10 protein-coding genes are annotated in these 11,465 nt (G+C 43.6%); 1 reads left to right on the top strand and 9 read right to left on the bottom strand.

Annotation, left to right across the window (positions count from 1 at the left end; all coding sequences use genetic code 11):
- Positions 1-165 precede the first annotated feature (165 nt).
- The 9 genes from NX845_RS02630 to NX845_RS02590 all read right to left on the bottom strand — a co-directional run bounded on the left by NX845_RS02630 (position 166) and on the right by NX845_RS02590 (position 10,663).
- On the bottom strand, positions 166-420 hold the full coding sequence (locus NX845_RS02630) for a DUF3297 family protein (protein WP_004733911.1): 255 nt from the start codon (positions 418-420) through the stop codon (positions 166-168).
- A gap of 274 nt (positions 421-694) precedes the next feature.
- Positions 695-2,866 (bottom strand): TonB-dependent siderophore receptor, encoded by a 2,172-nt coding sequence (locus NX845_RS02625; protein WP_102575902.1) that lies wholly within the window; start codon positions 2,864-2,866, stop codon positions 695-697.
- A 125-nt stretch (positions 2,867-2,991) separates the two neighbouring features.
- Positions 2,992-4,647 (bottom strand): multidrug ABC transporter permease/ATP-binding protein, encoded by a 1,656-nt coding sequence (locus NX845_RS02620; protein WP_102575903.1) that lies wholly within the window; start codon positions 4,645-4,647, stop codon positions 2,992-2,994.
- Positions 4,648-4,850: 203 nt separating this feature from the next.
- Positions 4,851-6,827, bottom strand: a complete 1,977-nt coding sequence (gene fhuB / locus NX845_RS02615; RefSeq protein ID WP_260256497.1) for a Fe(3+)-hydroxamate ABC transporter permease FhuB — start codon at positions 6,825-6,827, stop codon at positions 4,851-4,853.
- Positions 6,824-7,762, bottom strand: coding sequence for an ABC transporter substrate-binding protein (locus NX845_RS02610; RefSeq protein ID WP_260256496.1), 939 nt, complete (start codon positions 7,760-7,762; stop codon positions 6,824-6,826). The genes fhuB and NX845_RS02610 overlap by 4 nt, the downstream gene beginning before the upstream one ends.
- Complete coding sequence (locus NX845_RS02605; RefSeq protein ID WP_260256495.1) at positions 7,759-8,538, bottom strand: ABC transporter ATP-binding protein; 780 nt, start codon at positions 8,536-8,538, stop codon at positions 7,759-7,761. The genes NX845_RS02610 and NX845_RS02605 overlap by 4 nt, the downstream gene beginning before the upstream one ends.
- A gap of 316 nt (positions 8,539-8,854) precedes the next feature.
- The gene (locus NX845_RS02600; RefSeq protein ID WP_017094388.1) at positions 8,855-9,307 is read right to left on the bottom strand and encodes a GNAT family N-acetyltransferase; all 453 of its coding nucleotides are present in this window, start codon (positions 9,305-9,307) and stop codon (positions 8,855-8,857) included.
- A 66-nt stretch (positions 9,308-9,373) separates the two neighbouring features.
- Positions 9,374-9,508: a hypothetical protein gene (locus NX845_RS02595; RefSeq protein ID WP_258183185.1), complete on the bottom strand. Its 135-nt coding sequence runs from the start codon at positions 9,506-9,508 to the stop codon at positions 9,374-9,376.
- Positions 9,509-9,532: 24 nt separating this feature from the next.
- Positions 9,533-10,663 (bottom strand): PcfJ domain-containing protein, encoded by a 1,131-nt coding sequence (locus tag NX845_RS02590; RefSeq protein ID WP_017078070.1) that lies wholly within the window; start codon positions 10,661-10,663, stop codon positions 9,533-9,535.
- 243 nt (positions 10,664-10,906) lie between these two features.
- Here NX845_RS02590 and NX845_RS02585 point away from each other — a divergent pair, with 243 nt between their 5' ends.
- Entirely contained in the window at positions 10,907-11,329 is a 423-nt protein-coding gene (locus NX845_RS02585) for a universal stress protein (protein WP_004733915.1), read from the top strand.
- Positions 11,330-11,465 lie beyond the last annotated feature (136 nt).

Here is an 11,465-nt window from a genome sequence, read left to right as displayed (position 1 = left end):
TGGTTATTGGTTATTGGTTAAACAAGTTCGCCAGCATTAATGCAAACAAAAAGGGCCTAGATTTCTCTAGACCCTTTCAAGTAATAACTCTTAGTGACTTTATGTTGGCTAATTAGGCAAAACATTTGCTAACTACACGAAGCATTAGCTCGTCACACAAAGCGATTATTCTTCGATGTAAAAAGCTTCTACAGAGCCTTTTAGAGTAATAAGCATTGGCTGACCACGGCGGTCTAGCGCTTTTGGAGAAGGGATCTTAACCCAACCTTCGCTGATGCAGTATTCTTCAACATCAGTACGCTCTTTACCATTTAGACGAATGCCGATTGGGTATTCGAAACACTCAGCCACGTGGTGTGGGCTGCGTGGGTTACCTGCTAGATGATCTGGTAAAGCTGGTTTTGAATTAGTATCGCTCATGTTCATTACCTGTATGTACGTAAATAAAAAAAGTGCGCCATTCTAGTCAATATAGGCTTTGTGCTCAACAACTGCTGCAATAAATCGTAGTGATCGTTTTAATCAACAGCGAGTTGTTTGATTTAAAGGCGGTAGTTGCAGCATTTCAAAACAAAACTTTCACAGATTTCAACATTTCTAGCGAAGCTAAGAATGATTACCCTAGTATAAAAAAAGCACCCAGCCCGTTGGACTGAGTGCTCATAAACTAGTAATCACTGATTATAAAGTTACGTTACCAGTCGTAGGTTACGCTTGCAATCACGTTACGGCGATCGCCGTAAAAACAAGACCCAGAGCAAGTAGCAACGTATTCTTTGTCCGCTAAGTTCTTCGCTGCGATCTGGAACTTGTAATCTTCAACACGATAGCTGACGGTTGCATCAAACAAGGTGTAAGAAGGTACCTTGTTCGTCTCCGTGTTGTCGGCGTAAGAATCACCAACATAACGAGCACCTGCACCGACTGTTAGCCCATCGAAGGGACCACTCAAGAAGCGATAGTTTGCCCAAGCCGAAGCCAGCTGATCAGCAATTTGTGAAGGAGTATTACCCACATGACTGCTGTTTACATCTTCGGTAATTTCAGAATCGATGAATGACACATTACCAATCAAGGTGAATTCATCCGTTACATCGGCCACGGCTTCAAGCTCAATACCACGATTGCGTACTTCACCAATTTGCGTTAACTGGCTGCTAACGATACGCTTTAAGTTTTCTTTCGACACTTCAAACGCGGCAATGTTGAAGTAACCTTCAAAGCTATGCGGTTGGTACTTCAAACCTATTTCATACTGTTCACCACGTTCTGGCTTCGCAGGATCTCCGTTGGCATCAATTTCGATAATTGGGTTAAACGATTGAGCATAACTTGCATAAGGTGTGAAGCCACTATCCATCAAGTAAGCAACACCAAAGTTAGTTGTCCACTCTTCATTATCGACCTTAGTTTTAGCGCCAGTGGTCGTGTTATGTGTCTTATTTTGAGAATCATCATAACGAACACCAATCTGAACAGCCCACTTGTCTGCAATCATCATTTGATTTTGTAAATAGAGGCCTAATTGATTATTTTTCGTCTTAGTCGTTTCACGATCTGATTCTGTATATGGTTGTTGATTGGTAGGATTGACCAACGCCACATTACCGCCGTAACTAGGGTTAAAAATGTTAAACAGTAAATTTCCGTCAACAGCGACAAATGGATCTGAACCAAGATTATGTGCAACTCCGTCAGTAGGATAGTCTTTACTATCAATATCAATATTTTGGAAATCAATACCAGCCAGCAGAGTATGCTCTACAATACCTGTTTCGAAATTATGTATAATTCTATTGTCAACGTTGAACGCATCTGAGGTCCCCTCCTCTGTGGTTGCTCCACGAAGTATAGAGGTTTTTGTCGGGTCTAATTGGAAGCCTACCGTATACATTTGACGAAGGTTGATATCCATCTTGCTATAACGTGTGTTCTGCATGAAGTAAGTACGTTCATTAAAATGATGTTCAAATTCATAACCCACCGACAGCTGTTCACGCTCGAACGTTTCCCAATCTGTATCACCTACCGCAGTACTATCACTGATTTTTCCGTTTGGGTTTGACGTTAAAGTCCCTTCCATTGGCAGGAATTGCAAATATGGATCAGAATCATCTTTTTGGTAACTGGTTAACAAAGTGATTTTTGTGTCGTCTGTGAATTTATAAGCAAGAGAAGGAGCAATAAAAATGCGTTCAGCTTCTACACCATCGACACGACTGCCATTTTTACGACCAAGCGCCTGCAGGCGAAACGCCATTTTATCGTTAACTTCAGAGTTCACATCTAAGCTAATTTGCTTGCGATCATCAGTACCGTATTCAATAGCAAATTGACCAGAACCACCGTCAAATTGAGGACGCTTACTGACTACGTTAATCACACCTCCCGGAGGAGTTTGACCATATAATGCAGAACCAGGACCACGCAGTACTTCTACACGTTCCAAACCAAATGGGTCAATTTGCCAACTGTAAAAACCCGATGAATACAGGCGCGTCCCATCTTGATACAAACCACTGTTAGCTTGCTCGAAGCCGCGGATAACAAACCAATCTTGCTTGTTGTCCTCACCAAAATAGTTTGCTTGGATACTTGGCGTGTACTGTAATGCATCGGCAATACTGATTGACGCTCGGTCGTCCATCTGTTCACGAGTCACAATCGAGATCGCACGTGGTGTCTCGCCTATCGCAACATCAGTTTTTGTAGCAGTACGACTACTTAATCCAACGTAACTAAAATCTGGACCTATTGAGCTGTCTTCAAGCTGCTGTCCAATAACAACAACGGTTTCATCTTCGTTGGCCTGAACCATTCCTGACGTTATAACTAAAGCGACCGCAAGTGCTGTTGGGGTGCGCATAAAGTGCCGATTCATATATTTCTCCTTCAATACGGCTATGAACCAATTGCAATAAAACACAAACAATCACTGTGATTTTTATTAATCAATTGTTTGTATTTGAGCCTAACTCGGCTCTTAAAAACTCAAGCGACAACACTTTCTAGTGCTTGGTGCGCTTGAGCCAAATTCCCTTTACTCAGCTCAATAAGATTGCCGGTATCCATTTTGAAAATGCGGTCTGCGGCATCAAAATAAGCGTCATCATGAGTAATCGCGATTACAGTCACGCCACGTTGTTTAAGCAGTGGCAATAACTGACGGTAAAACAGTTTTCTAAAGCGTGGGTCCTGATCAGCGGCCCATTCATCAAGCAGAATACAACCGCGTTTTTCGAGTACTGACATCATCAGTGCCAGTCGCTTTCGTTGACCTTGTGAATAGCGAACATCACTCAACTTACCTTGCTGGTGATCGACCTTATGTGCCATTTCAAGACGTACCATCCATTCGTCAATATCTTTGCTATCGATGTCTTGACCTTCACCATCGACAATTTGATGGAATAAATGAAAATCGCTGAATACAGCCGAGAATTGATGGCGATAATCTTGCCAATGCGCTTGAGTCACCTGATTACCATCAACATAGACTTGGCCAGAATGCGGTCGGTAGAGCCCAGTAAGCAAACGAGCAAAGGTCGATTTACCACTGCCATTGCCACCAATAATGAAGATGTGTTCACCGCGTTCTATTTTGAAATCGATTGGACCTACGCCGAATGCGTCACCATCAGAATCTGAGCGATATCGATAGCGAGCCCCCACGAGTTCTAGTGAACTGAATACTTTGGTTTTTGCCGATTTCGGACTCAAGCTTCGATCGGTACTCAACTCTAACGACGACAACTTCTTCATAGAAATATTGGCAGTAATCAAGGTTGGAATTGAACCTACTGCAGACATCAATGGTGTTCTCATAAACAACACGACCAATGCGAATGTAGACGCGACTTCTAATGTCGCCCAACCTAAGCCAGTCGATAGGTAAAAATTCAAACCAATCAGCGCCAATACCACGGTGTTCGCCATGTTGGCAGCGAAACCATTTAGGATATCGGCCTGTGTCACTTCATTTCTGTAACCTTCAGCATTGACTGAAAAAGTTTCATCAAAGTAACGCTTGGCTCTGAATGGATTTAAAGACAGCTCTTTACGTCCATCAATCAAGGACTGGTAATCGTGATACAACTTGTCGTCGTACTCACGAACCTGTTTAACGTGTTTAGTGATGCGCGTAACAAGTAGATAGCCAATGACACCGGTTAACGACAGCATTAAAACGCTGACACCAAACAGAGGCATAGACAAAAAAGCCAGGTAGACCAATGCCACCACCGTTAACACCAAGCCATAAATCAGCTCAGGCAAATGTACGAACGCGATAGTGATATTTCGAATGTCTGTGTTCAGTGACGCGAGTACCCCCGCACTTCCAACCTTCTCGACTTGTTCAATATCGGTATTCAATAGTTGAGAGACCAATTCACAACGCTTGTTATAAACGAATTTGTGTCCCAGTTTATGGAGAGCGACTTGAGCAACGGTAGCTGTCACCAACAAACCAATCAGCAGCAAACTAAACTGAATTAGGGTATTGGAAAGTGACCCATTGCTTTCAAGTAACTTATGCTGAATAAACGCGATCACGCCAACGCTCAGAAACGCACTCGCAATACTCAATAAGATCACGAACAACAGTGATTTTTTCTGTTTTTCAGCCAGCAATAGGATCAAACCCATTTCATACACACCATTCAATTAATTATTATTGTGATTATCATTATCAATAAAGAAAAAGATAAACCCGTATAAACCAAGCACGATAATCTTGTTGTTTAGTCTTGGCCTTTAAAAGCTCAACCCGTTCATTCAACAGAAACCCGTTACTAGTGTTCAGTAATCGCGATAAGTAACGACAATGACAGCAAGGACTACAGCGACTGCTATAACCTTCTTAAGCCCCACATCAAGTACATGCCACCGATAATCGAAGCGACCAAACCTGCCGGGATCTCTTGTGGGTAAAGCCACTGTCTACCGAGCCAATCCGAGAACAACATCAGTGCCATACCAATTAACGAAGAACAGATCAGATGCTCTTTAGCACGGCTATAACCAAATAATCTCGCCATGTGTGGAGCCATCAAACCGATAAAGCTTAACGGGCCCACCACCAGTGTTGCGCTCACGGTTAAACATGCCACCAGCACCAACAATATAATTCGAGATTTTGATACATTAATACCAAGAGATTGCGCACTCGCCTGCCCTAATGGCAACACATCCAACCATCGCGCACAGAGGAAACCTAACGAGATAAATACAACCGAAGATATCAGTAACGGAACGAGTGTTGCTTCGGTGACGTAATACGTTGAACCTGCCAACCAAGCCAGAACTTGATAACTTCTTGGGTCACCGCCTGCCAGTACAAAACTTTGCACAGCGTTCATCAGTGCCGTTATCGCAACGCCGGTTAGTAATACTCTTTCCGGTTGGAAACCCGACTTCTGGTTAAGCACGACAATGATGCCCAAAGTACAGACCGCGCCAATAAAGCCACCGACATAAAGGCCAACCACGCTGCTGCCAAAGCCCGCAAAGATTGCGATGATCAAACCTAATGCCGTACCAGAACTGATACCAATCACTTCTGGGCTAGCCATTGGGTTGCCACTCAAACGCTGAACGATCGTACCTGCTACTGCCAACATGCTGCCCGCCAATGCCGCTGCCGTTAATCGAGGTAAACGCCATTCAAGCATTGCCCAGTCTTGATTTTGAAATAACCAACGCCAACCTTCAGTTTGTACAGAGAACAAACTAAACACGACCAGCGATATCGCAATAAACAAGCTGGCCAATACCACTGAATGCTTGTTTAAGCGAGAAGCTACTTCCTTATGACGCGTTAATACAGTTTGTGTTTGTGACTGGCTTTTCATTGATAACTTGGGCAGCAACCACAACAACAGTGGAGCACCTAACGCAGCCGTTGCAGCCCCTGTCGGGACAAACATAGACATGATGCCCGGCAACTGTTGAATAAGCAGATCGGTAAGGCTTAACAACAAGCCGCCTAACACCATAGATACCAATAACTTAGGAACTAAACGGTGCACACCCATCAAATGTGCTAATGCGGGGGCCGCTAAACCAACGAATCCAATTACACCCACCGCACTGACAACCCAAGCCGTCAACAATACGGCTAACCCTAAACAACCAACTCTCAATTTCGGTAACGAAACACCTAAGCTCTTAGCGCCCTGTTCTGATAACTGGAGTAAACTCAGTGGTTTTACAAACAGAAACGCCATCAGAGTCGCAATCGCTAAGCGCGGAGCCAAGTACTGAACATCTTCCCATCCGGTTTGAACCAATGAACCTGCGCCCCAAATCATTAAGCCATTCAGTTTGTCTTGGTTCACCATCAATAAAACAGTACTCACAGCGCCAAAATAGAGGTTCACGACTAAGCCAGATACAATCACCACAGTTGGAGACAAAGCTCGTCGCCAAGACAAAGCAAACACCAAACCAATGGTAGTTACGCCACCAACAAGCGCCACCAGCGAATAAGACCACTCTAAAAGCCAAGGGGCGTAAAGCGTCGCTAACATAAGTGCAAAGCTCGAACCACTCGCGACACCTAACGTAGACGGTGAAGCCAAAGGGTTTCTGAGCACCTGTTGCATCAAGACACCCGCAACTGCGAGCGCTGCGCCAGATAACAGTGTGGTGAATAATCTCGGCCACCAAGCCAAATGCAGTTTCACTGAGTCTGGAGAAGTGAAATCAGCACTCCACAAGCTAGAAAGTCGGCTCAATCCGAACTGAGAGACAGATAGGTGTTGGCCTATTAACACCAGTGTAGAAACCAATAAAAGAGTCATAACACCTAACGAGAGAACTCTCATAGCACGTCTCCTTGGTTCAATTCAGAGACAATGAAGCGCGCAAAGCGTGTTGCAGAAGGTATCGCGCCGAAGCTCCACACCGCTGGTACTTGTAACGCGGGATAGCCCGACTCTTTCACAATGTATTGCCAAAACTGATTTGCTTTAAGGCTCTCTTCTGTTCCCGCTGGCATTGGAGAAATGATCACGATTTGTCCTTTAACGCCAATAAGTTGATCGACACCAACCAAACTGTAACCCCAAGCGTTGGTTTGCCCTGTCCATGCTGATTCAAGGCCAATCTTGTTTACTGAAGCTTTGTATAGGCTGTTGTCCCCAAAGACGCGAACATGGTTGGTGTCCATGAATTGCACCATCAACATTGCAGGCGCATTGTTTGGGAACTGAGATCCTAAAAAATCCATTTCAGCATTCGCTTTCTGAATCAAAACTTCAGCTTGAGGTTGTTTCTCAGAGACCTCTGCTAGCTTTCGAGTAACCGTTTCTAACGCTGACCAATCGACATCACCACTTCGATACAAGCCAATGGTCGTGACAGGGGCAATTTTGCTTAGTTGAGTCTCCAACGTTGAAAACATTGGAGAGAGTAATATTTTGTCGGGTTTGAGCTCATGAATACGTTCAAGGTTTGGTTGCGTTCGTAAGCCAACGTCAGCAACAGTTGGGGGAATTTGAGGAGACTTTACCCACGAGTTGTAATCGGGTATTTGCGCGACAGCAATAGGTGTAACGCCCAACGCCAAAAGCGTTTCAGTGTGAGTCCAATCGATGGAAACTAATCGAGGTCGATCGCCATCATTCAACTCAGATGTATCTTGATTGGCTAACGCAAGTGGAGAAAATACCAGTACGCTCGATATGACGACTCTTGAAATAAGATTACGAGTGACGTGCGAGCGATGGAATATTGATTGGAAAGACTGTTTAAGCATCATGCTGGCTCCAAATCACCAGGCATCGCGACTGGGTAACCCGCAGAGTGTTGAGTAATGTGCATAGGCACACCATAGATATCTTTCAAGGTCGATTCTTTGAACACCTCATCAACCTCACCTTCGACTAATAGCTCGCCACTATGTAAGGCAATAATGTGGTCACAGAAACGTGCAGCCATATTGATGTCGTGAATTACGATGATCACGCCAATCTCTAATGTTTTACTCAGACGCTTAATCAATGTCAGCATTTCAATCTGATGGCCGATATCGAGCGCTGCTAAAGGCTCATCGAGCAAAAGGTATTTGGTGCGTTGAGCCAACAACATCGCAAGCCACACACGCTGGCGTTCACCACCCGATAAGGTATCCACCAAACGATCAGCGTATTGCGTTGTGTCGGTAAGTTGCATCGCCTCTTCAACATACTGCTTATCTTTACTTGAAAGTCGACCCAATAAGCCGTGCCAAGGGTAGCGACCAAAGCTCACCAGGTCTTTGCCGGATAAACTGTCGGTTGCAGGTAAATGTTGAGGTAAGTAAGCAATTTGTTGTGCGAAGTCCTTATCAGACCATTTAGCGACCGCTTTATCTTTCAGGAAAATATCGCCTGAAGTGGCGTGCTGCTGCTTCGCTAACAACTTTAATAAGGTCGATTTCCCCGAGCCGTTATGCCCAACCAAAGCGTAGATTTTTCCTTGCTCAAACGACACATCAAATGTCTTGAGCAATTGCTTATCCCCTACGCTAAAACCAAGTCCCTTTGCTTCGAGCATATCTTCAACCTTAAAACACATCATTCACTAAAGAATTAATGAAATACGAACATATTCATAAAATCATTAACAGACACGCTTTTATACACTTGCAAAAACGCTAACGCAAACGATTTTCATTTAGATTAAACTGAATGTCGTACTAATTTATGCCTATATTTTAAAGAGTTAGAAGTTTAATTTAGAGAATGAATCTAAAATTGATTCAAGATCTTGTCGCAACGAAGTTTAAGCATTTATGAAAAGGTGCTCATAAATCGATGGATGAGGAAGGCAGAGAGTTTCGTGGCTGTTAGGCTGTTTCCGAATATTCAGCCTAAAACAAAACGCTCATGACGTGATGATTGGGTTCGGTTTCAATCTCGACGATTGACCAACCAAGAGAAAGGTACAAAGGCGCAATATTGGTATAGGCGTACAAGTTAGACGTTGACTCTTTCGAGGATTGAGATTGATAGTAAACTGGCATTTGTTCAACAGCTCGTTTAATCAATTCACTTGCAATACCTTGGCCACGCCATTGAGCATCAACATAAACAGCATTAATCCACACCACATCCCGAACTTGATGAGGTTCCTGAAAATGGGAATATGCCAAGCCACCAATGACCACATTATCGCGAAGCACTACTATTACTGGAGGGAGTTGTACGCAGTCTTTATAGGTATCTTTAAACTTAAAATCCGACCATTCACTTTGAAACAAGCGCTCTAATTCACTCCAATATGGCGAACTTTCATCGCAATTTCTAAAGATTACTTTCTGCATGTCTTTCCATCCTTTGAAGGGCTAATACGGCCATCCTAGCCTTGGTTTATATCAGTGTAGATAAAGTTACTCTTCTCCGTCGTAATCGTCTGCAGGGTCTTGATTGATTTCTTCGCCACACCCTAAGCATTCGGCTTGCAAATCTGTTGGCATGACAATAATCAAACCACAATGCGGACATAAATCGCCTTGTTGAAACATCCTGCTACTCCTTCTACTTCATGGCTATTGCTTAGGATACTTTTGCTTACTCGCTTCTAACCAGTCATGGATGACTTGGCGAGCAGACTCGGATGGCGGTGCATTTCGTTTCCCACAAATCTGGTCAATTTCAAACGGAAAGGCTTTGCTTGGAACACGACGTAGGCCAATGGTTAAACGCTGAGGTTTGAACATGCGGAATACCACATAGCGATCGCTCATGATTCGATTGTGATAAACACCAATGCAGTGTTTTTGCTCCATGCCTTCTTTTTCAAGGTCGTAGTAATCAGTAAGCGGATGAATATTGTCGTTACCTAGCAAAGGAACCGGGTAAGGAATGTCTTTATCCATTGGGCGGTTACCTTCTAAACGACGCAGTTGACGTTGCTCTGTCCATCTATCGTGAAGTTGTTCGAACATCGCAAATGAGTTCTGGCTGGTAATGGCGCGTAATGGATCATCCATCTCCAAATCTAGTCCTAACAATATCGCATCTTGGAACATCGCCATTTTTGAAGGCGCATTAAGCCTGCCCTCTTCCACCATCGCAATGCCCAATCGACTGCCGGTTAGAAATGGATGAACTTGATCCAAACGTAATGCTGTGTAGCCAACTTTGGAATAGTGCTTGAATTTAAGAACACGTCTTTGCAGCGGTTCGAGAATTCGTACAATGTGGTCAAGCTCATCACCGACGTTGTAATGAAGCTCTAGCTTATCGATGAATTTTAGGGTCGCTTTACTGCCGTCTAAGCCCAGTTTGGTTAAGATTCTCTTTTGCCCTAGGCGACTCAGTGCCAATGCTTTCTGATTATCGACACTGTATTTCATGCAGATTAACGCCAAGATAACCGGTCTTAACTCAAGCAGTTGAGCAGCTTCATAAGTATTCGCCGCGAGCCACAACATCTGGTATTGATACTCTGGGAAATCATCGGTGATCTCACGATAACGAGCTGGCAATGAATCTAACCAACGACCATTCACATCAAACTGCTCAACGAGGTTGAGGCTTAAACCAATACCACCATCGAGCGGTCGTCTACCATCTTCAAATACGTGAAAACCGACAAGTTTTTGAGACCAATCGCGGATCTCAATATCGTAGTCAAAGCCTAATGTTCGAGTTGGGATGGTGAGTAATGCTGTCATTAATGCCTCTTGGTTATTGACGAGTTGGACTATCGAGCTTATCTAATAGCAAAAAGCGTAAAGATCGAACTCACCTCACTATAACAACCTTTTGTAAATTTCTTATCAATCAAAGCGATATAAATACGAGAGTACTTAGAAGATCTTTGAATGATGATTTTACGCAATATGAGACCTCTTCGATATCATTTACTTAGAGAGAAACTATGCTTGTAACATCACTAATAACAAGAGGCTTTAATTATGGAATACCGACATATTCTGGTCGCACTTGAAATGTCTGATGACTCGAAAATACTCATTGATAGAGCAACCTTCTTCGCGAACAAACTAGAAACGGAACTTTCGTTTGTTTATATCGACGGTACTCACGGAGAAATCTACCCAGAACTCGTTGATATTCAGCAAAATAATGGTGACTTACCTGTCAATGATGATGCGATAAAACACTTAAGAGAGTTTGAGGCTTACGCTAAACAGCCGGTTCAGCATATTTTTGTAGGTACGGGTGATTTAAATGACAAACTCAAAGATGCTGTGAAAACGCACAACATTGATCTAATGCTCTGTGGTCATCATCATGATTTTTGGCATAAGATCATCTCGCACTCGAAGCAATTGATAGACTCTTCTCCCGTCGACATACTCGTCGTTCCTATGGACTAGAGCTCGTTCCTAAAGACTGACTGCTGCTATGGACTAGAGTTTCTATGGTTTGTCTGTTCCTAAAGACTGTCGCTCTTAGAAAATAGCTGTTTGGGCTTATAAAGCCAGGCTTCATTAGCCAACCTCTATCGGTATT

The sequence above is a fragment of the Vibrio sp. NC2 genome, assembly GCF_025195005.1.
Lineage (GTDB): Bacteria > Pseudomonadota > Gammaproteobacteria > Enterobacterales > Vibrionaceae > Vibrio > Vibrio splendidus.
The sequence above is the reverse complement of the archived record's forward strand: the minus strand, read 5'-3'. Positions and strand labels throughout refer to the sequence as shown.

Excerpts from the sequence above, each read along its gene's own strand:
- NX845_RS02585 (WP_004733915.1), top strand. The coding sequence starts at position 10,907 with ATGGAATACCGACATATTCTGGTCGCACTTGAAATGTCTGATGACTCG.
- NX845_RS02620 (WP_102575903.1), bottom strand. The coding sequence starts at position 4,647 with ATGGGTTTGATCCTATTGCTGGCTGAAAAACAGAAAAAATCACTGTTG.
- NX845_RS02590 (WP_017078070.1), bottom strand. The coding sequence starts at position 10,663 with ATGACAGCATTACTCACCATCCCAACTCGAACATTAGGCTTTGACTAC.
- NX845_RS02595 (WP_258183185.1), bottom strand. The coding sequence starts at position 9,508 with ATGTTTCAACAAGGCGATTTATGTCCGCATTGTGGTTTGATTATTGTC.
- NX845_RS02630 (WP_004733911.1), bottom strand. The coding sequence starts at position 420 with ATGAGCGATACTAATTCAAAACCAGCTTTACCAGATCATCTAGCAGGT.
- NX845_RS02600 (WP_017094388.1), bottom strand. The coding sequence starts at position 9,307 with ATGCAGAAAGTAATCTTTAGAAATTGCGATGAAAGTTCGCCATATTGG.
- NX845_RS02625 (WP_102575902.1), bottom strand. The coding sequence starts at position 2,866 with ATGCGCACCCCAACAGCACTTGCGGTCGCTTTAGTTATAACGTCAGGA.
- NX845_RS02610 (WP_260256496.1), bottom strand. The coding sequence starts at position 7,762 with ATGATGCTTAAACAGTCTTTCCAATCAATATTCCATCGCTCGCACGTC.
- fhuB (WP_260256497.1), bottom strand. The coding sequence starts at position 6,827 with ATGAGAGTTCTCTCGTTAGGTGTTATGACTCTTTTATTGGTTTCTACA.
- NX845_RS02605 (WP_260256495.1), bottom strand. The coding sequence starts at position 8,538 with ATGCTCGAAGCAAAGGGACTTGGTTTTAGCGTAGGGGATAAGCAATTG.